Raw genomic sequence first — 26972 nt, forward strand, 5'->3', positions numbered from 1 at the left:
TTGCAACCCCGACGCGTCGCACCACAAGAAACGAACCGGCTCAGTAGGCTCAGCCTCATGGACCTGCGCGACGACGATCTCTTCAGCGTCGCGGGATCCTTGGCGGAATTACTCGGAGCCCCCGTCACCATCGAGGACGAGAACTCGACCGTCCTTGCCTACTCCGGTGGTGAACAAGCCGTGGACGAGGCTCGGATCGGAACCATCCTCGGCCGGCAGGTACCCGGCAGAATTCGCGAACTACTCTCGAATGCAGGTGTTTTCGAACGCCTCCACCGCGAGACGGACCCTATCTACGTCAACCTCGACGATCCGGCGATCACTCCCCGGCTTGTCATCGCCGTGCGAGAGAACAACATTGCCGTCGGGTCTATCTGGGTGGCACTCGCCGGCGAGCCGACGCCGTCCCAGGAATCGACACTTCGCGCTGCTGTGCCCGTGGTTGCGGAGCACATCGCGTCCGAGCGGGACCGGATCAACAGCACCAGACGCCGCCAGACCGAGCGAGTCAAAGCACTGATCGGCGGCGGCGAGCAGGCATTCCGCGCCGCCGAGGACTTGCGACTGCGCGGACCGCTGACCGTCGTAGCGGTTGGCGCGACAGCCGGTTTCATGCCGAGCACCGTCGCGGCGTCGTTGGGTCTGTATCTCGACACACTGGCCGTCGACGCAGTGATCGCGCAGTTGATCGACGCGACGTATCTTGTTGTCTCCGCTGAAGAAGCGAACACCCGCCGATTGCTGGAGGACTTCCTCGGTCGCGCCCGCGAACGCGCACAACTTGCCGTGGCGGTGGGCCGAACTGTGAAATCCGCCAGCGAATGCCATCTATCGCGCGCCGACGCCGACCATGTTCTGGGCGCGCTGCGGCACAACCGGTCCGGCGGGATTGTCGCGGGAATGAACGACACCTTGGCGTCGGTACTGGCATTGCATGTCGCCGACATCTTCGACGGACTGGGCGATGCCACACCCCTTGGCGCGTTGGACGAGCACGACCGTCGGCACGGCAGCGAACTTGTCGCCACGGCCCGCACCTTCCTCGACAAGGGCGGTGATGTCGCGAATTCTTCCGCAGCACTGCACGTTCACCCCAACACCCTGCGCAATCGGCTACGCCGCTGCAAGGACATGTGTGGTGTTGACCTGACCGACGCGGACACTCGACTGATCCTGATGCTCCAGTTCAAACTGCGGAATTGAACGCCCGTTGTGCATATGCACAACGCCTGATCTCTACCTGTGGCCGAACGGCCACTCCTTTTGCCCTCCCCTCAGCCCATGCTTGAAACAGAGCCGGTGTGACCGGCGTCTCGCATGTCAACGGAGCTAAAGGAGCAGGTCATGGGAACTCGTCAGAGCCCCGATCGTGTGGTCGTGGTCGGCGCAGGCATGGTCGGATTGTCGACGGCCTGGTTCCTCCAGGAACGTGGAGTCGACGTCACTGTCGTCGATCGTGATGGCGTCGCCGCTGATGCCAGCTGGGGAAATGCCGGCTGGTTAGCCCCCGCTCTCACGCTTCCGCTCCCCGAACCCGCTGTCCTTCAGTACGGCCTGCGCGCGATGCTCAGTCCGTCGTCGCCGGTGTATGTTCCGCTGACAACCGATCTGAAACTGATCCGGTTCCTGGTCGGATTTGCTCGCCACTGCACGCCCTCGAAGTGGCAGGAAGCGATGTCCGTCTACACGGAGGTCAACCGAACCGCGCTGGGCGCATTCGACGAACTTGCCGACGGTGGCGTCAAGGAGCACACCCGACTGGCTGATCCGTTTCTCGCGGCGTTTGCGTCGGAGCAGGATCGCGAGAACCTGGTCGAGGAGTTCCGTCATGTGGAGGCCGCCGGCGGCGAGGTCGACTTCGATCTCCTCGACCACGATGCGATCCACTCGCTCGAGCCAACCCTCGGCACCGGTGTGAAGGCCGGAATCCGGCTGCGTGGTCAGCGTTTCATCGATCCCCCGCAATTTGTGAACTCGTTGGCCGACGCCGTCCGTGAACGTGGCGCCGAGATCATCACCGGCTTCGATGTGGCGTCAATCGACGACCGCGCCGACGGCGTGAGTGTTCGCTCCGCCAACGGTGATTCGCGTGCAGCAGATGCCGTCGTGATTTCCAGTGGCGCTCGCTTGAACAAGCTGGCAGCGCCGTTCGGTGTGCGCAAACTGGTGCAGGCGGGACGCGGATACAGCTTCAGCGTCACACCCGATCACCTGCCCAAGAACCCGGTGTACTTCCCCACTCAGCGCGTGGCGTGCACGCCGCTGCACGACCGCTTCCGAGTCGCCGGAATGATGGAATTCCGCAGCCCAGACGCACCGTTGGATCCGCGTCGCGTGCAGGCGATCATCGACGCCGCAAAGCCCATGCTCCGCGGCATCGACTGGACTGCGCGTGACGAAGAATGGGTCGGATCACGTCCCTGCACCACTGACGGGTTGCCGTTGATCGGTGCTACGAAGTCGCCGCGTGTCCATGTCGCGGGTGGTCACGGGATGTGGGGAATCGCGTTGGGTCCGTTGACCGGAAAGATGATGGCGGAGTCGATGACGGCAGGCACGATGCCTACTGTGATGCGCCACTTCGATCCGCTGCGCTGACGGCTGGTTTCACCCATTTGTAGTACGCGCCGGCCAGCAGGACAAGCCATCCGGCGCCCACCAGTAGAGCAACACGGGTGTCGGAAATGACGCCCAACAGGATGATGACAAACACCAGGAAACCGATCGCGAAGATCTGACCGTACGGCCACAGCGGCACTGGAAACTTCAGTGCCACTGTTTCGTCGGCACTCATCTGGCGGCGTGAACGGAACTGCGACAGCAGAATCATGACCCACACAAAGATGGTGGCGAAGGTCGCGAGTGACGCGATCACGAGGAAAACCTGGTCCGGGATCAGGTAGTTGAGCACCACGCCGACCAACAAGGCGACAGTCATGATGACAACGGTCATCCACGGAACTCCGTTGCGGGACACCTTCTTCATGACCTGCGGTGCTTGACCGGCGTGGGACATTCCGAACATCATGCGGCCGGCGCCGAACACGTCGCTGTTGATGGCGGAGAGCGCCGCGGTGATGACCACGATGTTGAGTATCGAAGCAGCGGTGCCCAATCCGAGGTTCTCGAAGATCTGCACAAAGGGACTGTTGTCGCTGGTGATGGTCTGCCACGGAATGATGATCATGATGACTGCGAGGGTGCAGACGTAGAAGAGAATGATGCGTACCGGAACGGTGTTGACCGCTTTTCGGATGGTCCGCGCCGGGTCTTCCGCCTCACCGGCAGTGATTCCGATGATTTCGGTGCCGCCGAACGCAAACATGACGATTGCAAAGCACGCGAGGAACCCGCCGATTCCCGTAGCGAAGAATCCGCCGTCCGACCACAGGTTGCTGACTCCCGCGTCGGTGTCGTGCACGCCGAATCCGAACACGATGATCGCGATGCCACCCACGATCATCGCGATGATGGCGGTAATCTTGACGAGCGTGAACCAGAACTCGAGCTCACCGAACACCTTGACGCTCAACAGGTTCAGAGCGCCGATGAAGAAGACGACGGCCAGAACCCAGATCCAGCGTGGCACGTCCGGGAACCAGAACTGCATGTACAGGCCGAACGCTGTGACGTCGGCAAGACAGACGATCACCATCTCGAATGTGTACGTCCACCCCGTCATGAATCCGGCGAGCGGACCCAGATGCTGGTTGGCGTATTCGCTGAACGAACCGGAGACGGGGTTGCGTACCGCCATCTCACCGAGAGCGCGCAGCACCAGGTACACCGCGAGGCCACCGATCAGGTAAGCCAGCAGAACCGACGGCCCGGCGCGCTTGATCGCTTCGGCACTGCCGTAGAAAAGTCCCGTTCCGATTGCCGAGCCCAGAGCAATGAAACGAATGTGTCGCGCCGTCAGCCCCCTCTTGAGTCCGGCCCGTTCGTCGGGCAAGGCGTCGGTGTTCACTCGGTACTCCAGTCGGATGGCAGGCATGCGTGCGCCGTCTATTGTCCGCTACCGGCCGCCAGCCTCCCGCCCACCCCTGCGACCTGGCCGTAAGGTGACCTGAGGCACATCGGGTATTGACGTATCGCGTACCGTCGGCAAAAGTGTTTGTAACTCGCCGTATCATCAAATTGACTGGAGAAACCATTGTCCAACACCCTCGAAGCCAGCATCGACATCAATGCATCCCCGCAGGATGTGTGGGCGATCGTCGCCGACCTGCAGCGGATGGGCGAATGGAGCCCCCAGTGCAAGAAGATGAAGGTCATCGGCGGAACCGTCCGTGAGGGTGCCAAGACCCTGAACATCAACCGCAAGGGCCTTCTCGTCTGGCCGACAACAGCGAAGGTTGTTCGGTTCGAGCCCAACAAGTCCGTCGCGTTCCGCATCGCCGAGAACCGCACCATCTGGTCGTACAACATCGAAGCGACCGAAACCGGAACCAAGCTCACCGAGCGCCGTGAAGCTCCCACCGGAACGTCCCAGGTCTCGCAGTTCCTGGTCAAGACGGTCTTCGGTGGCAACGACAGCTTCGAGGTCGAACTCGTCAAGGGCATGAACGCCACTCTCGAGCGTGTGAAGAAGGAAGCGGAAGCAGCCAGCGTTCTCGCTTGACCCTCGACCAGGTCGAGACTCCAGGATCCCTTTCATGGATCCCGTGATGAACCGAATAATGCAGGCACAAGAATTGGCGAGCTCCGGCGATCGGGCCGGGGCTCGCTCTGCCTTCGAAAACGTATGGCGCGACGTCGGCACTGATCCGCTGCACGTTGCCACCCTCGCGCACTACATGGCCGACGTTCAGGACGATCCCGCCGACGAACTCCGGTGGGATCTACGCGCGCTCCAGGCGGCTGATTCACTGACCGATACCCGAGCTCGAGAACATCATTCGACGCTGCAGGTTGCAGGCTTCTACCCGTCGTTGCATCTCAACCTGGCCGCCGACTACAACAAACTCGGTCGAGTCGCTGAAGCTCACGAGCATCTGACCAAGGCCGAAGACGCGGCCGGAACACTGACCGACGACGGATACGGCCGGATGATTCGGGGCGCCATCGCGCGATTGCGGGCAGAATTCGATCGTGACCACTAGCCCAGCGCTCCTGACCCCTGCGCTCCTGACAATCGGCGAGATGGCGAGGGCGTCGGCGCTACCGATCAGTGCGCTGCGCTTCTACGACAAGGAAGGCGTGCTGGTTCCGCACTCCGTCGACCCTCACACCGGTTATCGCTGGTACACCGACGACCAACTTCGTGATGCTCGCCTGATCGCGGGGATGCGCCGCGTCGGTGTCCCGGTTCGGGAGATGACAGCCGTCCTGACCGGGCCGGACCCACACTCCCGGTTGGACGCGCACTTGCGCAATCTCGAAGACGGGCTCGCCGACGCCCGCGCCGAACTCGATCGAATCCATCGGCTCATCGATTCACGGCCGACCGCTACCGGCGTCACCCTCGATTCGTGGGATGTACGACGCGCACTCGACGCCGTGCTTTTTGCGGTGGACGCCGACTCGGAGTTCCCGATCCTTCGCGGAGTACATATCGACATTCACGACGGTGTCGCGGCGTTTATCACCACTGATCGGTACCGGCTAGCGGTCGCAGAAGTGAGCGTGCGATCCAATTTGACCGTCTCGGCAGTCGTTCCGCTCGCCTTTGCGCGAAGGATGCGAGACATCGTCGGAGTCGTGACGCTCACCTTCGCCACCCGATCGGTGACCGCGTCCTATCCCGGTGGATCGGTGTCGAGCCCACTCATCGAGGACGGTGAATTTCCGGACCATCGCATCCTGCGCGAAGACCGTGGCGCAACCGAACTGAGAGGTGACCAACTGGCGGCCCTGCTCAACGGCTCCACGGAAACAGCGATCGTGAGCGTCGACGCCGACGGAAGCGCTCTGATCGATCCGGCTGACGTGGTTCCCGCAGAGAGGTTCCGAGTGCTGGTCGATCGGCAGCGACTTCGCGAGGCCGCGGCAGCGCAACCCGGTCGGGCACTGGTGATTCGGGCGAGCGGCGCGGCACTGCCTCTTGCTATCCGCACCACCGACTACGCCGGGTACTTCTCGTACTTGATGCCGCTACAGGCTGCGCACACGTAATAGAGTTGCCTACGAGATTCCCGGTCACTTCGACGCGTCCGGTGCGGTAACCCGGTGGGATTCGAAGTGGTCGTTCCTCGGTCCGATCGGCGGAATCTGCCTCGGTCTCACTCTCGAGTTCGGGTCAGCGAGGTTCCTGATCCCCCGTGTTCCTGGGCACGCGATCAGCATCGCGAACCATCGATACTGGACGGACCCGGTCAATCGCGCCGAGTTCGATCGAAGAATTTCCGAAGACCTCGAATGGCTCGGCGCTGCCACCGCACTGTTACTTGCCGCGATGGCAGCGGTCGCGGGCACGTCGACGGATGGTTCCGTCAATACCTGGCTCCTCGTCGCCCCAACCGTTCTCTATCTGGTCGGTGTGCTCGGCTACTGCGCCTACATGATCTGGGGCGGACGATACCGGGTGCCGCAACAACAGATGCCGCAGTAACGGATGCCTCACGTAATCTAGTGATGCACGACGCCCCGTAGTGTCTGTGCGGCCAGCAGTACACCGACCGAGTAGTTAGAGGAGCCTGTGGCACGCCGACCCACACCCCCCGGAACCCCGCAACCCACCGGAATCGGACATATCGTCGATCTGGTTCGGCATGCGATTCCGCCGCTTCATCCCGCCGGTCTTCCGTTTGTGCTCGCTCCGCTGGGTGTTGCAGCCCTGGGACGCAACCGTAAGTGGGTGCGGCGAGCCGGCCTTGTGTCCGCAGCTGCCTGCGCCACGTTCTTCCGTCACCCGCACCGGGTACCGCCCAACCGCATCGGCGTCGTCGTGGCCCCGGCCGACGGCGAGGTCGCACTGGTCGACAATGCCGTCCCGCCGGCCGAACTGAACCTCGGCAGCGAACCTCGACCCCGCGTGAGCATCTTCCTGTCGGTTCTGGACGTACACGTCCAGCGCGCTCCCGTCGGAGGCACCGTCAAAACGGTTGTTCACCAGCCGGGCAAGTTCCTCTCCGCAGACCTGGCCGACGCCAGCGAGGTCAACGAGCGCAACAGCATGCTCATCGAGACCGCGAGCGGACACGACGTTGCCGTCGTGCAGATCGCCGGCCTGCTCGCGCGTCGTATCGTCTGCTACGCCGGTGTCGGCGATGCCCTTCCCATCGGTGACACCTACGGTCTGATCCGCTTCGGATCGCGCGTCGACACGTACTTTCCGGCCGGAACGACCTTGCTGGTCGAACCAGGTCAGCGCACAATTGGCGCTGAAACCGTCATCGCGCAACTGCCGTGAAGACACCGAGAATGAAGCCAGCCGTGAAGAGACCGGTGGTGACAACCAGCCCGGCCATGAAGGTGCCCAAACGCACGCAAGCCGTGCGGTTGTTGCCGTCCGTCATCACCATCCTCGCGCTGTGTGCGGGCCTGTCCGCCGTCAAGTTCGCACTCGACGGCGAGCCTGGCATCTCGCTCGCGATGGTCGGTGCTGCGGCGGTCCTCGATTCACTCGACGGCCGGATCGCCCGCCTTCTCGACGCGACCAGCAAGATCGGTGCAGAGCTCGATTCGCTGTCCGATGCCATCTCCTTCGGCGTTGCCCCGGCATTGGTCCTGTACGTGACGTTGTTGGACGACACCAACTTCGGCTGGATCATCGCGTTGGTCTACGCCGTCAGCATCGTGTTGCGCCTGGCCCGGTTCAATACCCTGCTCGACGAAGACGACGTCCCCGCATATGCCCGTGAGTACTTTGTCGGAGTGCCAGCGCCCGCAGGCGCCCTGATCGCCCTCACCCCCCTGGCTGCAACCATCCAATGGGGTGACGGGTGGTGGTCGTCGCAGGTAGTTGTAGTCATCTGGATGTTGTTCTCGGCAGCTCTGATCGTCAGCCGCATCCCGACCCTGGCCATGAAATCGGTATCCGTGCCGCCGCACATGGCTGCCGCGCTGCTGGTCCTCGTGGCCTTGACCGCGGCCGCACTGATCACCTTCCCGTACGTGCTGTTGATCGTTCTCATTGCGATCTACCTGGTTCACATTCCCTTTGCCGTCCGCTCCAAGCGCTGGGTGGCGGCGCGGCCGGAAACGTGGGACATCAAGCCGTCGGAGCGCCGGGCGATCCGTCGTCAACCCACAGCGGGTGGACGACGCTCGATGGTGCGCCTCGGCTTGCGTCGGCCTCGCTAGCTCAGGACGTAGTCTCGGGGAGTGACTTCGCCGGAACTCGCCCTGACTGTCCGACTCAACACCTCCGCAGCAGATTTACGACGCGGTGTCGTGCGCCTGCATCCCGAAGCCTTGGCAGCGTTGGGTATCCGTGAGTGGGATGCCATCGCCTTGATGGGCGCACGCGGAACTGCTGCCGTGGTGGGGCGGGCCCCCACCGGCACACCGGCGGGCACGATCCTGTTGGACGACGTCACGATGTCCAACGTGGGGCTCACCGAGAACTCGTCCGTCGTGGTGGGTCCGGTGACGGTGTACGGAGCACGATCCGTCTCCGTCACCGGTTCCACCATGGCAACCCGCTCGATCAGCCCCACCGTTCTACGCCAAGCCCTACTCGGCAAGGTGGTGAGCGTCGGCGATACCGTCTCGCTTCTCCCCCGCGACTTGGGCCCGGGCACCAGCACTTCCGAAGCCACTCAAGCTCTTTCCCGCACCTTCGGTGTCGCCTGGACGTCGGAACTGCTCACCGTCACCGGCGTCGACCCGGCCGGTGGGCCGGTGAGTGTGCAGCCGAATTCGGCGGTGGACTGGGGAACAGCCAGTCCCGCCGGCGTTGCCCGTGTTGTTTCCAGTGCCACTGTGTCTGTCCCTGCCGAGCCCACCCCTGCCGTTCCCCTCGACCACCTCGTGGGCGCACAGGCCCAGGCCGCCAAACTCACCGAGTGGCTCGGCCTGGCGCTCGACGAACCGGAACTGCTGCGCACACTCGGCGCGTCCCCGCACCTCGGTGTTCTGATCACCGGACCGGCAGGCGTCGGAAAAGCCACACTCGCCCGATCAGTTCTCTCGGCGCGAAAGCTGGTGGAACTCGACGGCCCCGGAGTCGGTGCAACCGAAGCGAATACCCGACTCCAGCGCATCGTCGACGCCGTAGCCGGTGTGCGCGGCGGTGGGGTTCTCCTGATCACCGATATCGACGCATTACTGCCCGCCACACCCGAACCCGTCTCCGCGCTCATCCTCGAACAGCTGCGAAGCGCCGTCGCCACCCCCGGCATCGCGTTTGTCGCCACGTCCGCGCACCCCGAAGCCGTCGACGCCCGCCTGCGCGGTCAAGATCTGTGCGACCGTGAACTCTCCCTGAGCCTGCCCGACGGTGCCACCCGCAAGGCACTCCTCGAACTGTTGCTCCGCAGAGTTCCCACCGGCACACTCGAACTCGACGCCATCGCCTCCCGCGCACCCGGCTTTGTGGTTGCCGACCTCGCCGCGTTGTGCCGCGAAGCCGCGCTGCGAGCCGCGACCAGAGCGTCCAAATCCGCCGAAGCGCCGGAGATCACGCAGGACGACCTCGTCGGAGCACTCGAGGTGATTCGGCCACTGTCCCGGTCCAGTACCGAAGAACTGTCCATCGGCAGCGTCACTCTCGACGACGTCGGCGACATGGTCGAAACCAAGCAGGCCCTCACCGAGGCTGTGCTCTGGCCACTGCAGCACCCCGATTCCTTTGCCCGCCTTGGCGTCGACCCGCCCCGCGGCGTCCTCCTCTACGGCCCTCCCGGCTGCGGTAAGACGTATCTTGTTCGCGCCCTTGCCAGCTCGGGCCACCTGAGCGTGCACGCCGTCAAGGGCGCCGAGCTGATGGACAAGTGGGTGGGCGCATCCGAAAAAGCGGTGCGCGAATTGTTCCAGCGCGCCCGCGATTCCGCACCCTCGCTGATCTTCCTCGACGAAATCGACGCCCTCGCACCGCGACGCGGGCAGAGCTCGGACTCCGGGGTGTCGGATCGCGTCGTCGCAGCCCTGCTGACGGAGATGGACGGCGTCGAGCCACTGCGTGATGTCGTGGTATTGGGCGCCACCAACCGCCCTGATCTGATCGACCCCGCACTGCTGCGGCCAGGCCGACTGGAACGCCTTGTATTTGTTCCGCCGCCGGATGCGGACGCGCGCAAGGCAATTCTCAAGGCGTCGGGTAAGTCTGTGCCGCTGGCGGAAGATGTCGACCTCGACGCGCTGGCAGTCGATCTGGAAGGTTACTCGGCAGCCGACTGCTCAGCGCTGTTGCGCGAAGCCGCCCTGGCAGCCATGCGCCGCAGCATGGACGCCGCCGACGTGACCGCCGCCGACGTTGCCACCGCGCGCGACAAGGTCCGCCCGTCACTCGATCCCGAGCAGGTAGCCCACCTGCAGGCATACGCCGACAACCGATGAGGACTGTCATGGATGCTGATCTGGTTCTGTACGGCGACATCGTCACGATGCACGAGGACGCTCCGCGCGCGAACGCTCTGGCGGTGACCGGTGGCCGGATCACGGCAGTCGGCGAGCGGACCGAGATCGACTCGCTCATCGGCGAAGGTACGCGGGTGGTGGACGTCGGAACTGCCTGCGTGCTCCCCGGATTCATCGAACCGCACGGGCACCCACTCGAAGAGGCGATCGTGCTCGGCCCGGCAGTGGTCGACATCCGCCCCGTCACGATCGCCGACGCGGATACCGTTGTTGCCACGGTCATCGACACCGTTGCAGCACGCGGCGCGGCCGGTGCATCGCTCAACGGTTGGGATCCTCTGCTGCAGACGGGTTTACCCGAGCCCACGCGCGAGTGGCTCGACATGATCGCACCGGACCACCCGCTCGTGATCATGCACAACTCCGGCCACGTTGCATACTTCAACTCCGCAGCAGCAGCGCAGGCCGGGATCACCCGCGACACCCCCGATCCGATCGGCGGATCGTACGGCCACGATTCCTCGGGCGAACTCGACGGCGCGGCGTACGAGACACCGGCCGTGTTTGCCGTTGCCGGCCACGCGATGACCATCGGGAGCGACTACCCCCAACTGTTGGCCGCCGAGTGCGCCCGACTCAATGCGGCCGGCATCACCACCGTCGCCGAAATGTCGTTCGACCCACGAATGCGCCCGGCATTGAAGGCAATTGCCGACGCGGGCGGGCTCACCACCAGGTTCCGCCTCTACGAAATGTCGACACCGGAACGCGCCACGGACGCCACCCCCGGCGAGGGCGATGATCTGGTCAAGCAGATCGGCATCAAAGTGTGGTCGGACGGTTCACCGTGGGTCGGCAACATCGCGACCAGTTTCCCGTACCTCGACACAGCCGCCACTCGCGGACTCGGCATCGCCTGCACCCACGGTCATGCCAACTACACCGGTGAGCAGATCCACGACATCAGCGCAGCCTACTTCGAGCAGGGGTGGCAGATCGCGTGCCACGCCCACGGCGACAACGCAATCACGATGGTTCTCGACGCGTGGGAGCAACTGCTGCAGGAGTTTCCGCGGTCCGATCACCGCTTGCGCCTCGAACATGTCGGCGCCATGCGCGCGGATCAGTTCCGCCGGGCAGCTGAACTGGGCGTCACCGTCAGTATCTTCATCGATCACCTGCACTACTGGGGCGACGTGTTGGTCGACGATCTGTTCGGTCCCGAGCACGGCGGAGCATGGGCGGCAGCAGGTTCTGCCCTTGCCGCCGGGCAGCGCTTCACATTCCACAACGACGGCCCGGTCACCCCGGCCAACCCGCTGCGGAACATGCAGGACGCGGTCACCCGACTCTCGCCGAGTGGCCAGGTGCGTGCGCCGGAGGAACGTATCCCCGTCGACGCTGCGCTGCGCGCTCATACCGTCAACGCCGCATGGCAGCTCTTCAGCGAGGCGAGCATCGGCGCAATCTTCCCGGGCGCCTACGCGGATCTTGTTGTGCTGTCGGCCAATCCCCTCGATGTGGCGCCCACCGAATTGGCCGACATCGAGGTGCGCGCCACCGTCCTCGAGGGGCGAACGGTGTACGGAGACCTGAACGCCGCCGGCTAGCCAGCACCCCTACCAGCGGTTCCGAACTTCCTCCGCAAACCCGAGGAGGTCGCGAACTTCCACCGATGTGCCGTCGTCGAGACCAACCGTGCCGGTGAACCTGCCGAACACCTGGTGCTGAATGGACCGCAGGACACCCACGTCGAATTTCGCGGCGCGATCGATGATGGGCTCGAACTTCATCTCGAACCGGCCGTCGTTGCTCGTGAAGTTCCACGGCGCACCGTCGTAGGTTCGTGGAATCTCGAACGCCAGGCGATCCAGTTTGTGCGCAACACCGTTCACGAAGACGATGTTCTCGCTGGCCGCTGTGGTGTCTCCGAATCCGTAACCGATGTTGAAGCCGAAGCGCTCGCCGTTCACCAATCCCGATGACGAGCCCCAGTACCAAGTGTTGTCGTAGGTCCAGACTCCGCGGCCCCAATCCAGCACTCCGAAGGCATCTTCCGGAGCAAACGCAAATTCCTGTGATCCGACCCGAACCGTTCCGGTTGCGGGCAGGCAGTTGACTTTCTGGTTGTAGTAGAACGACCGCGGAGCTTTCGGAAAGGGTGTGGCGATCGCGATGCGGTCATCGGCGGGGCTTTCGAGAAGCAGATCGGCGTGCAATCCCTTGCCATGGTCGAATGCCGGGTAGTCCACGATCAGGCGACGACCACCGTCGATATGCCTGAACTCGAAGCGCGCCTTACCTTTCGACACAACGACGTCGCCGGAATCGGCACTGGAAGGCAACCCAAGTTTGCCCATTGGGAAGGGCAGCATCACGTTTTCCGTGACCTCACCCGGAGTGGTGAAATCCAGCCACGACACCCCGAGCAACCCCATGTAGCCGTTGTCCGCGACGGTCAGCGCAATCCCGTATTCCGGTGTGAGCACGCAGTAGTAGTCCCACTCCTTGAGCCTGAACTTCGGCGCCTTGACGGCCGACCGCCGATAAGTCTTGACCTCCGACGGCGCCCAGCCCGCCTCTACGAGGTGCCCACGCGCATCGAGAAGCGGGCCTGGCGACATCACGTTCTGCATTGTTATTTCCAGCGCCCCAAAATCTCGTTGGCCCGAGTCGACAACGCCATTTGGAAGAACGGCCCGAAGCTCACGCGGGCGACGCCGAGCGGGCCGAAACTAGCCGGGTCGTCCTGATCCGGGATCCCGATTGCATTGACCGGCAACGGAAGCTCCGACGTCAGACGCCGCTGGACCGCGTCGTCGTGCCGTCCGACGGGGTAGAGAACATCGGCTCCCGCATCGGCGGCCAGTTTCAGGCGAGCAATGGCCCGGTCAACACGGTCAGCCTCGTCGCCCACCTGCTTCACGAACAGGTCGGTGCGCGCGTTGACAACAACGTGGACACCTGCGGCGTCGGCGGCCTGGCGAAGCCCACCCACAAAATCGGCGTGCTCCTGTGCCTCCCGAAGACGGCCACCCTCACTGTGCACGGTGTCCTCGATGTTGAGACCGACCGCGCCGGCATCGATCAGCCCTTCGATGAGCACAGCGGGCTCGAGTCCGTATCCACTCTCGATGTCCACGGAAACCGGAGCGTCGACGGCGCCGGTGATCTGCTTGATCCGGCGTACCAACTCGCCGAACGTGATTCCCTCGTTATCGGGCTTTCCGATGGAATCCGATACCGGGTGGCTGCCAACGGTCAGAGCTGCAAAACCGGCCGCAACAGCAAGATTTGCGGACCAGGCATCCCAGACGGTGGGGAGAATGACGGGGTTTCCTGGCTGGTGCAGCGCCAGTAGAGCGGTGGCCTTGTCGTTGATCGATGGCATACGGTGGCTCCTGAAAGTAGGCGATACGTCACCTTACTGTGCGCCTTTTTGGTAGCGCTGGCTACCAGAAAGGCGCACAGGGGCGTAGCCCCTAGTGAGCTACCGGGCAGCCTGTGCTCTTGTAATCAACCTGGAACTCCTTGATGCCGTTGATCCAACCCGAGCGCAGACGACGGGGATCACCGATCTTGGTGATGTCGGGGACATTGTCGGCGAGTGCATTGAACATCAGGTCGATCTCCATCCGGGCAAGATTCGCCCCGATACAGAAGTGCGCGCCAGTTCCACCGAAACCCAAGTGCGGATTGGGGTTACGGGTGATGTCGAAGGTCATCGGATCCTCGAAGACATCCTCGTCGAAGTTCGCGGAACTGTAGAGCATGACCACCCGCTGTCCCTTCTTGATGGAGACGCCGGCCAGTTCGGTGTCTTCGAGGGCGGTGCGCTGGAACGCGGTGACCGGTGTTGCCCAGCGGACGATCTCGTCGGCCGTCGTCTTGGGCCGTTCCTTCTTGTACAGCTCCCACTGCTCGGGATTCTCGAGGAACGCAATCATGCCGTGGGTGATGGCATTTCGGGTTGTCTCGTTGCCCGCCACCGCGAGGATCAGCACGAAGAATCCGAACTCTTCGGGGCTCAATGCGTCGCCGTCGATGTCGGCCTGGACGAGAGTGGTGACGATGTCGTCGGCCGGGCAGGTACGACGCGCGTCGGCCATTTGGTATGCGTATCCGAGCACCTCGGTGGACGCGACCGCCGGATCACCCACGTACTCGGGGTCGTCGTAGCCCATCATCTCGTTGGACCACTTGAACAGCTTGTCGCGATCGTCTTGCGGGACGCCGATCAGATCTGCGATCGCCTGCAGCGGCAGCTCACTGGCAATCTGCTTCACAAAATCGCCCGGTCCTTCACCGACAGCGGTGTCGACGATGCTGCGTGCGCGCCGGTCCAACTCGTCGCGCATCCCGTTGATGGCCCGCGGGGTGAACAGCTTGGAAATCAGCTTGCGAAGTTTGGTGTGCTCCGGCGCATCCTTGTTGAGGAGCAGGTGCCGCAGCATCTCGACGGCCTCGCGCGGCATGTCGTCCGCGAAGCGCGCAATGGCGGTGTTCTCCCAGCTCGAGAAGATATCGCTGCGCTGACTGACCTCTTTGACATCTGCGTGCCGAGAAACAACCCAGTAACCCTCGTCCTGAAATCCGCCGACGGTAGGCGGCTGCTCGCACCACCACACCGGTGCGCTTCGGCGAAGTTCGGCAAATTCCTCGAACGGAATCCGCTCGCCGAGAATCGCGGGGTCCGTGACGTCGAATCCGGCTGGCAGGTCAGGTGTGCGCGTTGTATCCGAGATAGTCATGGCGTCCTCTGATCGGTCGATTGTGCCCTGCACCACAGAGTAGCTTTCACTAACGGCCTGTCAAGTGACAGACGGATAGTCTCGTGCAAATTCGTCGGCAGCCGTAAGATTCCTCCAATGACAGACACTGCCGCCAAACCGACTCTGCGCGAAAAGCAGAAGCAGCAGACCCGTGCCGACCTGGTGGCCGCAGCCGACGCACTGTTCACCGAACGGGGCTACGCCGCCGTCACCGTGGAAGACATCGCCGCCGCGGTCGGGTGCAGCCGCGCCACGTTCTATCTCCACTTCCCCGGCAAACTCGACATACTCAAGGCCCTCGGGTCCAATTCCGTCGTCATCAGCACGCTCGCGATCTTCCAGGACCTCGACCACGTCCTCGATTCCGGTTCACGCGCAGAATTTGCCGGGTGGATCAACCGGACACTCGACTGGTGCCGCGATCACCACCACCTGATGCGCGCGTGGGACGAGGCCATGGTTCTCGAACCCGAATTTCGCACCCTCGCGCGCGACGGCATCTCGGCGCTCCCCAATGCGATGACGTCGTACCTTGCCCGCTGGCCGCAGGAGCGACACGACGAGGCAAAACTCCGAGTTGAACTGCTACTCACCCAGATCGAGCGCTTTTTCATCCGCTGGGCCGAGCAAGGCGCCATCACCGCCGGCGCCGACGTGGCCGCCGACGTCCTGACCGACATCTGGTTTCCCGCGCTGACCCCACCGGCCTGAGAGCGAGCCCGCGATAGGTTGGTTCGATGCCAGTCGATTTCCGAGCGATCCTCACCACCCTCGCGGCACTCGCGTCGGGGGCACTTGCCGCCTTCGCCTTGACCAATCCCCCGCTGCAGGACTGGGCGATTGTCGCCTCGCAGTCCGAAATCGACCGCTGGATCAGCAGCGGTCCCACCTCCGTTGCACTGGGCTCCGTCGTAGCCGTCCTCGCGTGCGCACTGTCGCAGCGGAGCGGTTCCCGCCGAGCAGCGTGGATCGTTGTCACCGCGGCAACAGCGATCATCGCACTGATCCGGGTTGCCGTTCCGGACGTTGCCGTCCTCGACCTGCTGATCACACTCGTGGTACTCAAAAGTGTTGCGGCAGGCGTCATTCTGGGCTGCGCAGTTGCCGCAAGCTGGGATCGGACCGCCGCAAGGAACGGCGTGCTACTGGGTGTGATCGCAGGATATCTGTCCGCGCACGCCTTCGGTACCGGAGCCGGCCGGATGAGCACCTCAGCTGTGGGCGAACCAGCGTGGTTGTTGCTGGCGGCAACTGCAGCACTGGCAGTCGCCTGCGCAATAAGCGCTCAGTCCGGATTCCGCATCAGACGCCCCGACGCCGGCGAAATCCGCGTCGCGCTCATTGCCGTGATCGCCTTGGCAATCGGGCACCGGATACTCGGATCCATCGTCGACCGACAGGAATTCGCGAGTAAAGGCACCGCCTGGGTGGTCATGATTCTCTGCGCCGCAGCGGCATTGGTCCTCACGGCGATTGCTGCCCGCCAACTCGGCGAGCAGTCCGGCGCGGGCGGCAAGTTTCTCTGGGCCGCAACAGCACTCGCAGCGGCGTCGGCCCCGACCCTGATGCTTGTCAACGGTGAATACGGCCAATGGGCATCGCTGGAATCTCCTTGGGTTGTGGTGCTCGCCTCGAGCGTGGCGGTCGCGCTGGGGTTGCGACTGAGCAAGCGCATCCCTGCCACCGTCGCAGTGGTCATCCTCGCCGCGGTGCCCCTGTCCGAGCTTCTCCCTTTCACCACTGCACACGGAGCCGTTTCGATCGTGGTGAAAATCGCCGCCCTGGGGTTCGGCGGAGCGGCGTTGCTCGGTGCGCTTGCTCCGGCCAGCCTGGTCGACGCCACCCTCGGACTCGCGATCCTGTTCGCGGCAATGACGTTCACCTCGATCGCTGTTCTGGCCTATCAACTTTCGTGGCCCCCTGTGCGACTGAACTTCGCTTTTGTGGAATCCGCAACAAGCACCACGACGATTCCAGTCGACTACGTCAACGCCCGGACAATCGGAACTGCTCTCCTCTTTGTCGCGATCATCGCAGTGTGCTGCGCCGCCATCAGACGAGTTCCACACAACTCCAATTCAGCAGAATCCGGCGTATCCGACGCTCATTGACTACCGTGAAGTGGTGCCCGTCATAAGTAGGACGCCCCGTCTGATACTCGGCGGCGTGACGGCATTCGTGGTCACCGTGGTCGGCTTGGCTCCCTTCCTGGAAAGCCAGTCCAGGTCGATCTGGTCGGGCGATCGGTTCTGGTCCATCGGCACGATCGGGGCGGGTGTCCTGGCCGTTGTTGCCGTCGGCACCGCGGCTGGTCTCGCTCGTACCCGGATTCGGACGGCCGCGCTGGTCGCATGTGGTGGGCTCCTGCTGGAACTGCCAGGCCTGTATTACCAAGCCTTCGAGGCGCTGTCCCCGGTTGGTGCCGGCGTGGCGCTCGGAGCAATAACGGTCACGATTCCCCGCATGGTGCGGGCTGCCACCGTAGCGGGTGTGCTTGTTGCCGTGTTCGTTTCGGATGCACTGCTCGACCCCACGGCAGTTCCACGTCGCTATGCGGACTACCTCGCGCAAGACACCACCCAGTTTCAGCCGCCGATCGTGGCCGCCACACTCATCGCCCTCGGACTGACTGCACTTACGGCGCTCGTTTGGTGGCGCAGCAACGCCGACCGACATCGCGACGAGCCACCGGAACGGATGGCAGTGCGGCCTGTGGTGATCTCGGCAGTGCTGACGCTCATGGGCGTGGCCGTGAACTGGTGGATCACCATCAACACGGTGTGGGCGGCGATTCCCGTCGTCGCCGGTGCCATTTTGGTCACCGTCATCGCCGCGCGTGTTTTGGAGAAGGGCGGCCAGATCCTGCTGATGTCGACGGCCGCCGCGGCCATGCTGGCATCCGCGGTGGCAAACAGCCTGTCGGCGTCCGTGAGCACCGGGGCATCGGCGCCCGTTCCGACTGCGATTTTTCTCACGGTCCTCATCATCGCGGCAGCAACGCTCGCAGCGTTTCGTCCCTCACTCGTGGGCGGCTACATCGTGCTCGGTGTCCTGTCCGTTGCCGGAATTGCGAGTTACGTCGCAACAACCACGTTCTCTTCGGAGAACGCGCTTTCGGTCAGCGACGTCCTGATCCGCATCTGCGGCGCCGGCGCGGCGTACACGATTGTCAGCGCCATGCAGTCCGAACCGGCGCGGACCGGGGCGTCGCGACTGCTCGTCGGTCTCAGTGTGATCTTCGGACCCACGGCATTGGCCTTACTGGTATATCCGCAGTTCTCCTACGGGTGGACCGATTACACGCCCATCACCGGAGCTACCACGGCCAGTCGGTTCGAACCGTCCGACGACGTCCTGATCCTCAACGGCACAGCCCTCGTGATCGTGGTCGTCTGCGCCTACGCGAGCCGCCGACTGCGTCTGATCAGTCAATCAGGTCCATCGACACCAAGCGTCGAAACACTTTGAGCGAACCTGGTGCCACGTCGTCCATGGCTTCGTACTCTGCGCACGTGAAGTACCGGAACTCGGCGATCTCGCTCGTCGGGCGGGGTTCGCCGTCCATCTCGGCGCGATAGCAACTCATGTGCAGCGCCGTCCCTACCGAATGCCCGAACGCCTGAGCTTCGAACACGTCGAGAAACTCGACGGTGCCGGGGACAAGTCCGACATCGAGTTCCTCACGAATCTCGCGATGCAATGCTTGTTCGGTGGTCTCACCCGGATCGATTTTGCCGCCGGCCATGTAGAACGCTGTCTTCCCGACCGACCGGGTCTGAATCAGTCGGCGATCGCGAATATGTGCAAGGGCAGCGGTGCGGATGATCTGCGGTTTCACCCGGTCCAACATACGTGTATCAGTTCACACGGTTGTAGTTCGAAGCGACGCACTGCACGGCAAATGAAGACGGGCCGGTAATATATACACCCAGACGGTGTCCTTGTGAAGGGGCTACGTCCCGAAATTACCGATAGGTTCGATTTGTTCGGACACCCCGCCGCCCGCTGAACACAACACGACGGAGTGCCTTTTGCTCAGTATTCTGCTTGCCCATGCCGTTGCCGCCCTCTTGGCTCCGCTTGTGGTGCGCAGGTTCGGGCGAAATGGATTTTTCCCGCTCTCACTGGTTCCGCTGATCAGCCTCGGTTGGGTCATCGACAAATGGGGCACAGTCGAGACACTCCACATCACGTGGGCTCCTGGCCTGTCGATGGACATCGACTTCAGATTCGACGCGCTCTCCGCGATCATGGCCGTCCTGGTCCTGGGTGTCGGCACGCTGATTCTGATCTACTGCGCACGATATTTCAACGACGACGAACCCCGCCTCGGCATCTTCGCTGCCGAAATGGTGGCATTTGCCGGCGCCATGTTCGGCCTCGTGACCAGCGATAACATGTTGCTGCTCTACATGTTCTGGGAACTGACCACGGTTCTGTCGTTCCTGTTGGTCGGCCACTACGCCGAGCGCGCTACCAGTCGCCGCGCCGCAACCCAGGCACTGTTGGTCACCACCGCTGGTGGTCTCGCGATGTTGGTCGGCATGATCATCCTCGGCCAAGCCGGTGGCAGCTACAACCTGTCCGACCTGGTCGCCAACCCGCCGACGGGATGGTTGCCGTCCGTCGCGATTGTCCTGATCCTGATCGGCGCACTGTCGAAATCCGCAATTGTCCCGCTGCACTTCTGGCTTCCCGGCGCCATGGCCGCGCCCACCCCGGTCAGCGGTTATCTCCACGCCGCCGCGATGGTCAAGGCCGGTATTTACCTCGTTGCCCGTCTCGCCCCCGGATACGCGGATTCACCGCCGTGGCGCATCACCATCATCAGCCTCGGCTTGCTGTCGATGATCCTGGCCGGTTGGCGAGCCATGCGGGCATACGACCTCAAGCTCGTCCTTGCGTTCGGCACCGTCAGCCAACTCGGTTTCATGATGGTTCTAGTCGGTCTGGGAACCCGCGACGCGGCCCTCGCCGGCATGACGATGGTGGTGGCGCACGCCATGTTCAAGGCTGCGCTCTTCATGGTGGTCGGTATCATCGACCACACCACCGGCACCCGTGACCTGCGCAAACTTGCCCATCTGGGTAAGACGGCCCCCGCGCTGGCGATCATCGCGGCCCTAGCCGCCGCCAGCATGGCCGGGCTACCGCCGCTTCTCGGATTTGTCGGCAAGGAAGCTGCCCTCGAATCGGTGCTCGAAACCGACGTCCTCGGCCACTGGTCGTCCATCGCCGTCATCACTGTCATCGTGATGGGTTCGATTCTGACCGTCGGATACAGCATTCGCTTCATCTGGGGCGCGTTCGGACGCAAGACCCTGAGCAAGCCCAGCCCCGCCGTGAGCAAGATGCATGCGCCCAGCGCTCTGTTCTTGTTCTCCCCTGGTCTGCTCGCCGTTGCCGGACTGGCTGCCGGAATACTGTCGCCGCAGCTCGAGAAGCTACTGACGCCGTATTCCACCACCCTGCCCGCCGGTCCGCACGCCGACTATCACCTGGCGTTGTGGCACGGCGTCAATACGCCGCTGCTGCTCACCTGTGTGGTCATCGCCGGAGGTTTTGCGCTCTACATCGCGCAACGCCAGATCAGCCGCCTGCACTTCGAGCACCCTCCGCTCGGCAACGCCGACCGTATCTACGACGCGACCCTGCGCGGCATGGACACCATCTCCATGCGTCTGACCGGAGTCACGCAGCGTGGTTCACTGCCCCGGACGCAGTCGACCATCCTCGCGACGCTGGTTGTCGTTCCCCTGGTCCTGCTGATCATCGACACCGACACGGGCGTCGATCTCCGGTTGTGGGATTCCCCCATCCAGTTGACGATCGCGCTGATGATGATCGCCGCAGCCATCGCTGCGACCGTGATGCGCAACCGTCTGGCCGCCGTGATCCTGGTCGGACTCACCGGCTACGGCTCCGGTGTGTTGTTCGCGCTGCATGGTGCCCCCGACCTGGCTCTTACCCAATTCCTGGTCGAAACACTGACTTTGGTCATCTTTGTGCTCGTGCTTCGAAAGTTCCCGGCCGAGATCGACGAGAGTAAGGCCATCGGGTTCAAGTTGCCGCGCGCCCTTCTGGCCGGTGCCGTCGGAATCACGATCACCGCCATCGCGGCGTACGCAGTCAACGCTCGCAATACGCGTCCGATCTACGAACTGCTTCCCGACGCCGCGTACACCATCGGCAACGGCAAGAACGTGGTCAACGTCCTGCTCGTCGATATCCGCGCCTGGGACACTCTCGGCGAGATCTCGGTGCTGCTGGTTGCCGCGACGGGCGTCGCCAGCCTTGTGTTCCGCAACCGCCGCTTCGGTATCGCGCCCCGAGTGTCCGACGCGCCTTCGGTGATCGTCGACAAAGCGGCCGCAAGCACCGACACGACCTGGCTGCGCGGCGGCGACCTGATCGATCCGCGTCACCGCTCCCTGGTCCTCGAGGTCACCACCCGATTGGTCTTCCCGACGATCATGGTGCTGTCGATCTACTTCTTCTTCTCCGGCCACAACGCGCCAGGTGGCGGCTTTGCCGGCGGCTTGACGGCCGGGCTTGCGCTCGTGTTGCGCTACCTCGCCGGTGGACGCTACGAACTCGGTGAAGCCGTTCCCATCGACGCCGGAAAGATCCTCGGCCTGGGCTTGGCTCTCTCGGCCGGCACCGCGATCATCTCGCTGTTCCTCGGTGCCCCGGCTCTCTCGTCGGCGGTCTTCGAGTTCACCCTCCCGCTGATCGGCCACGTCAAACTGGTCACCGCACTGTTCTTCGACCTGGGCGTCTACCTCATCGTGGTCGGCCTGGTGCTGGACGTACTCCGAAGTCTCGGCGCACGCCTCGACGCAGAAATCGAGGTGAAAGCATCATGAGCGCAAATATCGGAATGCTCCTCCTGATCGCCGTCCTGACGTCGACGGGCGTGTACCTGCTGATCGAGCGCAGTATCACCCGCATGTTGCTGGGAATGCTTCTGCTCGGAAACGGCATCAACCTGCTGATCCTCACCGTCGGCGGCAGTGACGGCAATCCGCCGATCGTCGGCCGCGACTCCGTGCACGAAGAGATCGCCGATCCTCTGGCGCAGGGCATGATCCTGACCGCGATCGTCATCACGATGGGCATGGCCGGCTTTGTTCTGGCACTGGCGTACCGGTCTTACAAGATCAACACCGCCGACGCCGTGGAAGACGATCCCGAGGACACCAAGGTCTTGCTGCGCCGGTTGCCCGCCGACGCTCCCGACCACGACCGATCCGACGACCCCGTCACCGGTGCGCCGAGCATCGGCGGCGACGCATTCGACAAGGACGGCAACCCCATCCCCCTGGAACAACTGGTCAACCTCGAGGACATCGAGTGCTACGAAGATCTTCGCGACGGCGATTTCGAGGACGAACCCGTGCCCGACTGGGCCACTGACCTCGCCCGCAAGAAAGAACCTGAGAAGCGCCAGAAAGACGGTAAGGGAGGTGCGCGCACGTGACCATTTCGTCCAACCTCATGGGCGCACTGGCGCCCCTGCCCGTCTTGATTCCGATGCTGGGCGCTGCCGCCACACTTGTTGTCGGCCGACGTCCCCGGTTCCAGCGAGTCATCACCCTGATCGCACTGGTCGCCGTCGTGGCTGTGTCCGGCATGCTGCTGTATCTGGCAGACCGCGACGGCACCACCGCAGTTCAGGTGGGCGGCTGGGATTCGCCGATCGGCATCACTCTCGTCGTCGACCGACTGTCGGCGATGATGCTGGTCGTCTCCTCGATCGTCCTGCTCACCGTCATGGTGTACGCGATCGGTCAGGGTATCCGCGACGGTAACGAAGCGCAGCCGGTGTCGATCTTCCTGCCGACATATCTGGCTCTGACCGCGGGTATTTCCAACGCCTTCCTCGCCGGTGACCTCTTCAACCTGTACGTCGGGTTCGAGGTGCTGCTGTCCGCGAGCTTCGTCTTGCTGACCTTGGGAGCGAGTGCCGACCGCGTTCGAGCGGGTGTCTCGTACGTCATGGTGTCGATGGTGTCTTCGCTGATCTTCCTGGCCGGCATCGCCTTTGCATACGCCGCGACTGGCACACTCAACATGGCCGACATGGCCCTGCGGTTCGACAACATCCCCGCCGGCACCCGCACCGCGATCTTCGGCGTCCTACTCGTGGCGTTCGGGATCAAGGCTGCGGTCTTCCCACTGTCGGCGTGGCTTCCTGACTCCTACCCGACGGCACCGGCGCCCATCACCGCCGTCTTTGCCGGCCTGCTCACCAAAGTTGGCGTGTATGCGATCATCCGCGCGCACTCACTGCTGTTCCCGCAAGGTGAACTCGACAATGTCCTGATGGTGTGCGGTCTGTTGACCATGGTGGTCGGCATCATGGGTGCCATCGCCCAGAGCGACATCAAACGATTACTGTCCTTCACCCTGGTCAGCCATATCGGCTACATGATCTTCGGTATCGCGCTCTCCACGACCTCGGGATTGTCGGGCGCCATCTACTACGTCGCGCACCACATCATCGTGCAGACGACGCTCTTCCTCGTGGTGGGTCTCATCGAACGACAAGCCGGAAGCTCGTCACTACGACGCCTCGGCGGTTTGGCCGCTGCCAGCCCGATTCTGGCTATCGTGTTCCTCGTTCCCGCTCTCAATCTTGGTGGTATTCCGCCGTTCTCCGGCTTCATCGGCAAGGTTGCGCTGCTGCAAGCCGGAGCCTCCGACGCCAGCGCACTCGCCTGGGTACTCGTCGCGGGCGGTACCGTCACCAGCCTCCTGACGCTCTACGCCGTGGCCCGTGTGTGGACCAAGGCCTTCTGGCGCGCCCGCGCCGACGCACCCGAAGGCGACCTCGCCGATGTCAGCCCGTCGGCTCTGATCGACGAATCCGAAGAGGACATCGCGTTCGACGACCGCGAGGACGTCGGCAAGATTCCCGCCTTCATGCTGATCCCGACAGTCGCACTCGTGGGCGTCGGCCTCGCGTTGACGGTGTTTGCCGGGCAGATCATCGACATCAGCGACCGAGCCGCGAAGGATCTACAGGATCGGTCCATCTACATCGACGCGGTTCTCGGCGATCACCGACCGATACCTGTAGCCGACGCCCCTGTAGCCGACACGCCTGTGACTGACACGCCTGTGACTGACACCGAGGAGGCGCCGCGATGAAACGCTCACTCGTACTCCGCATCGGAGTCCTCCTGTGGCTCATGATCGTGTGGATTCTGCTGTGGGGCAACGTCAGCTGGGGCAATATCTTCGGTGGACTTGCTGTCGGCCTGGTCATCATGGTCCTTCTACCGCTGCCGCCGGTTCCCGTGGAAGGTCGAGTGCACGTGCTCTCGATCCTGCGTCTGATCGGCGTGATCGTGTACTACGCGGCCGTCTCCAGCATCCAGGTGGCGTGGCTTGCCATCCGGCCGTCGCCGCCGCCCGTCACCGGTGTTCTGCGCTACCAACTGGGTATCAAGTCCGACCTGGTACTCACGCTGTGCATCGACGTGCTGAACCTGATCCCGGGAACGATGGTTCTCGAGATCGACCAGAACCGCCGGATCGTCTACGTTCACGTCCTCGACGTAGGTTCACAGAAAGCGGTGAGCGCGTTCTATCGCTCGGTCGAAGATTTGGAGCGACTGTTCATCGCGTCGTTCGAGCGTGACTCCGACTGGCAACCAAGCCCGTGGCACCAACGTGACTACGAATTCGATGCGCCACGAGCGGAGGATCAATAATGAACGGATTCATCACCACCATCCTGATCATCTCCGGAGTGATGCTCGCGGTCGCCGCAGTCCTGACCACTTTCCGGCTCATCGACGGGCCGAGCTCACTCGACCGTCTGGTCGCGCTGGACACGATTGTCGCCGTTGCCATGTGTGGACTCGCAGTATGGGCCGCGTACAGCGGAGACACCACGATCGTTCCCGCGATCGTTGCACTCGCTCTGGTCGGATTCATCGGATCCGTCTCGGTTGCACGATTCCGGGTGAGTGACCGATGATCGGCAACATCCTCGACGTCATCGGCGTCCTCGCCATCTTCCTCGGCTCGGTGCTCGCCCTGACCGCAGCTGTCGGCATCGTGCGATTCCCCGACACATTGCGCCGGATGCACGCGGCCACGAAACCTCAGGTCGTCGGACTTGTTCTTGTTCTCATGGGCGCGGTGTTCCTGCTGCGCGGAAGCGTCGACATCTGGATGCTCGTCCTGGTCGGAATCTTCACCATGCTGACGGCGCCGGTGATCGCACACAGCGTCGGCCGTGTGGCCTACCGCGAGCAGCGCGAGCAGGACGCCGTCATGAAGATCAACGAATTGGAAGACCCGCCGCAGAGTCCGTAGCTGAATCCGTAGGGTCCGCGACGTCTTCGCTCCGGCCGCCCCACTGCGCAAGCGCAGTGCCAGGCTTGGCGTAGAACGTCGCGAAGAAGGCCACCGACATCGCGGTCAGAACTCCGACGAGCAGCGGCCCGAACAGTTCCGGGTACGCCGCCATCTGCACGGACGCGAACCGGTACGACAGCAGTAGTCCGACGAGTATCGCGCTTCCGCCGAGCACCAGCCTGATGCGGAACCAACCCCAACCACGTTCCGGATCGTGCAGTGCGGCATCGAGAGTCAGGCACAGAACCGCGCCGGCGATGAGGTCGACGCCGTAGTGGAACCCGAAACCCAGGGTTGCCGTCAACGTCGCGAGAAGCCAGAACGTACCCAAGGTCCGCAGCCACCACGGGCCGCGGCGCGAGTGGGTGAACAGCGCAACAGCCCACGCCGTATGAAGACTCGGCATGCAGTTACGTGGTGCTGCGTCGTCGAACGGCAGCGACGCCGGCGCCGAGAAATCCACGTTCGGAACGATATTCGGCCAGAAGTCGCCGATCTGGAATCCGAACCCGCGGGGGCCGAACGCAAATACCGGACCCACCACGGGGAACAGAATGTAGAAGATCGGCCCGATCAAACCGATCAGCAGAAACGTCTGGAGAAGGTGATGCGAAGGCCAGCCCTTACGGCATTGGTACAGCGCGACAACGATGATCGCGACCGGCAATTCGACGTAGATCCAGTCGAGGATCGCCGCTCCCACCGGGCCGAGCGCGTCGACGAACTGACCCATGACCCACGACGGGTTGCCCAGCGCCTGATCGGCCAGGAAGACGTACTCGTCCCACACGTCGGTGCCGAGGAGGATGGTGATCGAAAGCCAGGTCTCGGCCACCTTCGCGGCGAGGATCAGCAACGCACCCAACACCACTCCGCGAAGCACGCCGGACCGACGCTCACCGGTGAGTTTCCAGAACGCGTACACCGCAATAGCAGTGAGCACCCAGGTGCCGCCGGTGCCCATCGTGATCGGACCGCCGGCGGACCAGCGGATAACTCCGACCACCAGGTCGATGGCAACAGCCGCGGAGATCGCGTACACACGCTCCCGGGTATTGAGCCCGACCAGGGCCAATGCCAGCCCCACCCACGGCATCGTTGCCGAACGAGGAACCAGGAAGTAGTCACCGAACAGGCTTTCCACCGGACCGAGATATCCCTTGTAGGACGCAAAAGCTTGCACGCCCAGAACGAGGGCAAGCACTGCGGCACTACCGAGAATCAGGACCTTGTGCGAAGCCGCCCAGGACTGGCCCGTCTGTCCCGTCGAAGCCCCACTTCGGGACACACTGTCTGTCAACACCGGATAATAGTAAACGGCGAGTGAACGGTGCTTGGACGGCGTCTAGACAAATGGACTGTTTGTCC

The 26972-nt window shown here is 63.3% G+C and carries 25 protein-coding genes; 19 read left to right on the forward strand and 6 right to left on the reverse strand.

The features are described 5' to 3' along the window. The first annotated feature begins 57 nt into the window (after positions 1 to 57). Positions 58 to 1203, forward strand: a complete 1146-nt coding sequence (locus C7T36_RS05590) for a CdaR family transcriptional regulator (RefSeq protein WP_045063992.1) — start codon at positions 58 to 60, stop codon at positions 1201 to 1203. A gap of 141 nt (positions 1204 to 1344) precedes the next feature. Further along, positions 1345 to 2598, forward strand: a complete 1254-nt coding sequence (locus C7T36_RS05595; RefSeq protein WP_045063993.1) for an FAD-binding oxidoreductase — start codon at positions 1345 to 1347, stop codon at positions 2596 to 2598. On the opposite strand, the gene C7T36_RS05600 is transcribed toward C7T36_RS05595, so the two are convergent. Continuing rightward, on the reverse strand, positions 2564 to 3994 hold the full coding sequence (locus C7T36_RS05600; protein WP_375128312.1) for an amino acid permease: 1431 nt from the start codon (positions 3992 to 3994) through the stop codon (positions 2564 to 2566). The genes C7T36_RS05595 and C7T36_RS05600 overlap by 35 nt on opposite strands. A gap of 159 nt (positions 3995 to 4153) precedes the next feature. On the opposite strand from C7T36_RS05600, the gene C7T36_RS05605 reads away from it, so the two are divergent. The 8 genes from C7T36_RS05605 (at position 4154) to C7T36_RS05635 (ending at position 12071) form a co-directional block, all read left to right on the forward strand. After that, positions 4154 to 4621: an SRPBCC family protein gene (locus C7T36_RS05605; protein ID WP_033235583.1), complete on the forward strand. Its 468-nt coding sequence runs from the start codon at positions 4154 to 4156 to the stop codon at positions 4619 to 4621. Positions 4622 to 4655: 34 nt separating this feature from the next. Beyond that, positions 4656 to 5102, forward strand: a complete 447-nt coding sequence (locus tag C7T36_RS05610) for a hypothetical protein (RefSeq protein WP_045063996.1) — start codon at positions 4656 to 4658, stop codon at positions 5100 to 5102. Beyond that, positions 5092 to 6114, forward strand: a complete 1023-nt coding sequence (locus C7T36_RS05615) for a MerR family DNA-binding transcriptional regulator (RefSeq protein ID WP_045063997.1) — start codon at positions 5092 to 5094, stop codon at positions 6112 to 6114. The genes C7T36_RS05610 and C7T36_RS05615 overlap by 11 nt, the downstream gene beginning before the upstream one ends. A gap of 280 nt (positions 6115 to 6394) precedes the next feature. Further along, the gene (locus tag C7T36_RS30010; RefSeq protein ID WP_162487719.1) at positions 6395 to 6550 is read left to right on the forward strand and encodes a hypothetical protein; all 156 of its coding nucleotides are present in this window, start codon (positions 6395 to 6397) and stop codon (positions 6548 to 6550) included. Positions 6551 to 6637: 87 nt separating this feature from the next. Then, positions 6638 to 7351, forward strand: coding sequence for a phosphatidylserine decarboxylase (locus tag C7T36_RS05620; RefSeq protein WP_033235586.1), 714 nt, complete (start codon positions 6638 to 6640; stop codon positions 7349 to 7351). A gap of 56 nt (positions 7352 to 7407) precedes the next feature. Next, the gene (locus tag C7T36_RS05625; RefSeq protein ID WP_033235794.1) at positions 7408 to 8244 is read left to right on the forward strand and encodes a phosphatidylcholine/phosphatidylserine synthase; all 837 of its coding nucleotides are present in this window, start codon (positions 7408 to 7410) and stop codon (positions 8242 to 8244) included. A gap of 21 nt (positions 8245 to 8265) precedes the next feature. Continuing rightward, entirely contained in the window at positions 8266 to 10440 is a 2175-nt protein-coding gene (locus C7T36_RS05630; RefSeq protein WP_045064000.1) for an AAA family ATPase, read from the forward strand. Between the two features lie 8 nt (positions 10441 to 10448). After that, complete coding sequence (locus C7T36_RS05635; protein WP_045064001.1) at positions 10449 to 12071, forward strand: amidohydrolase; 1623 nt, start codon at positions 10449 to 10451, stop codon at positions 12069 to 12071. Positions 12072 to 12080: 9 nt separating this feature from the next. On the opposite strand, the gene C7T36_RS05640 is transcribed toward C7T36_RS05635, so the two are convergent. From C7T36_RS05640 to C7T36_RS05650, 3 genes are all read right to left on the reverse strand, one after another. Next, positions 12081 to 13097, reverse strand: a complete 1017-nt coding sequence (locus C7T36_RS05640; protein WP_045064003.1) for a DUF2804 domain-containing protein — start codon at positions 13095 to 13097, stop codon at positions 12081 to 12083. A gap of 2 nt (positions 13098 to 13099) precedes the next feature. After that, positions 13100 to 13852 carry an isocitrate lyase/phosphoenolpyruvate mutase family protein gene (locus tag C7T36_RS05645; RefSeq protein ID WP_045064005.1) on the reverse strand — a complete coding sequence of 251 codons (753 nt, stop codon included), beginning with the start codon at positions 13850 to 13852 and terminating at the stop codon, positions 13100 to 13102. 91 nt (positions 13853 to 13943) lie between these two features. Further along, positions 13944 to 15212, reverse strand: coding sequence for a cytochrome P450 (locus C7T36_RS05650; RefSeq protein ID WP_033235795.1), 1269 nt, complete (start codon positions 15210 to 15212; stop codon positions 13944 to 13946). 117 nt (positions 15213 to 15329) lie between these two features. On the opposite strand from C7T36_RS05650, the gene C7T36_RS05655 reads away from it, so the two are divergent. Genes C7T36_RS05655 through C7T36_RS05670 form a run of 3 tightly spaced genes read left to right on the forward strand, consistent with a single transcriptional unit; the run spans position 15330 to position 18701 of the window. Beyond that, positions 15330 to 15944, forward strand: coding sequence for a TetR/AcrR family transcriptional regulator (locus C7T36_RS05655; RefSeq protein WP_033235591.1), 615 nt, complete (start codon positions 15330 to 15332; stop codon positions 15942 to 15944). Between the two features lie 26 nt (positions 15945 to 15970). Then, on the forward strand, positions 15971 to 17344 hold the full coding sequence (locus C7T36_RS05660) for a hypothetical protein (RefSeq protein ID WP_045064008.1): 1374 nt from the start codon (positions 15971 to 15973) through the stop codon (positions 17342 to 17344). Positions 17345 to 17357: 13 nt separating this feature from the next. Further along, positions 17358 to 18701, forward strand: coding sequence for a hypothetical protein (locus C7T36_RS05670; protein WP_239654592.1), 1344 nt, complete (start codon positions 17358 to 17360; stop codon positions 18699 to 18701). Here the strand turns inward: C7T36_RS05670 and C7T36_RS05675 are convergent. Continuing rightward, entirely contained in the window at positions 18658 to 19071 is a 414-nt protein-coding gene (locus tag C7T36_RS05675) for an NUDIX domain-containing protein (protein ID WP_239654593.1), read from the reverse strand. The genes C7T36_RS05670 and C7T36_RS05675 overlap by 44 nt on opposite strands. Before the next feature lie 193 nt (positions 19072 to 19264). On the opposite strand from C7T36_RS05675, the gene C7T36_RS05680 reads away from it, so the two are divergent. From C7T36_RS05680 to mnhG, 6 genes are read left to right on the forward strand one after another with little or no spacing between them, the layout of a single operon-like run. Continuing rightward, positions 19265 to 22099: a Na+/H+ antiporter subunit A gene (locus tag C7T36_RS05680; protein WP_045064013.1), complete on the forward strand. Its 2835-nt coding sequence runs from the start codon at positions 19265 to 19267 to the stop codon at positions 22097 to 22099. Further along, positions 22096 to 22713, forward strand: a complete 618-nt coding sequence (locus C7T36_RS05685; protein ID WP_033235595.1) for a Na(+)/H(+) antiporter subunit C — start codon at positions 22096 to 22098, stop codon at positions 22711 to 22713. Before C7T36_RS05680 ends, C7T36_RS05685 begins: the two co-directional genes overlap by 4 nt. A gap of 17 nt (positions 22714 to 22730) precedes the next feature. After that, positions 22731 to 24386, forward strand: a complete 1656-nt coding sequence (locus C7T36_RS05690; RefSeq protein ID WP_202026177.1) for a Na+/H+ antiporter subunit D — start codon at positions 22731 to 22733, stop codon at positions 24384 to 24386. Then, positions 24383 to 24952: a Na+/H+ antiporter subunit E gene (locus tag C7T36_RS05695; protein WP_033235597.1), complete on the forward strand. Its 570-nt coding sequence runs from the start codon at positions 24383 to 24385 to the stop codon at positions 24950 to 24952. Before C7T36_RS05690 ends, C7T36_RS05695 begins: the two co-directional genes overlap by 4 nt. Then, a complete protein-coding gene (locus C7T36_RS05700) occupies positions 24952 to 25221 on the forward strand; it encodes a monovalent cation/H+ antiporter complex subunit F (RefSeq protein ID WP_202026106.1) in 270 nt (89 codons plus the stop codon). The genes C7T36_RS05695 and C7T36_RS05700 overlap by 1 nt, the downstream gene beginning before the upstream one ends. Then, positions 25218 to 25562 carry a monovalent cation/H(+) antiporter subunit G gene (mnhG, locus tag C7T36_RS05705; RefSeq protein WP_033235598.1) on the forward strand — a complete coding sequence of 115 codons (345 nt, stop codon included), beginning with the start codon at positions 25218 to 25220 and terminating at the stop codon, positions 25560 to 25562. Before C7T36_RS05700 ends, mnhG begins: the two co-directional genes overlap by 4 nt. Here the strand turns inward: mnhG and C7T36_RS05710 are convergent. Then, a complete protein-coding gene (locus C7T36_RS05710; protein ID WP_033235599.1) occupies positions 25528 to 26907 on the reverse strand; it encodes a phosphatase PAP2 family protein in 1380 nt (459 codons plus the stop codon). The two genes, mnhG and C7T36_RS05710, sit on opposite strands and share 35 nt — an antisense overlap. Positions 26908 to 26972: the final 65 nt, after the last annotated feature.

The organism is Rhodococcus sp. AD45-ID, assembly GCF_003023755.1.
GTDB classification, from domain to species: domain Bacteria; phylum Actinomycetota; class Actinomycetes; order Mycobacteriales; family Mycobacteriaceae; genus Rhodococcus_F; species Rhodococcus_F globerula.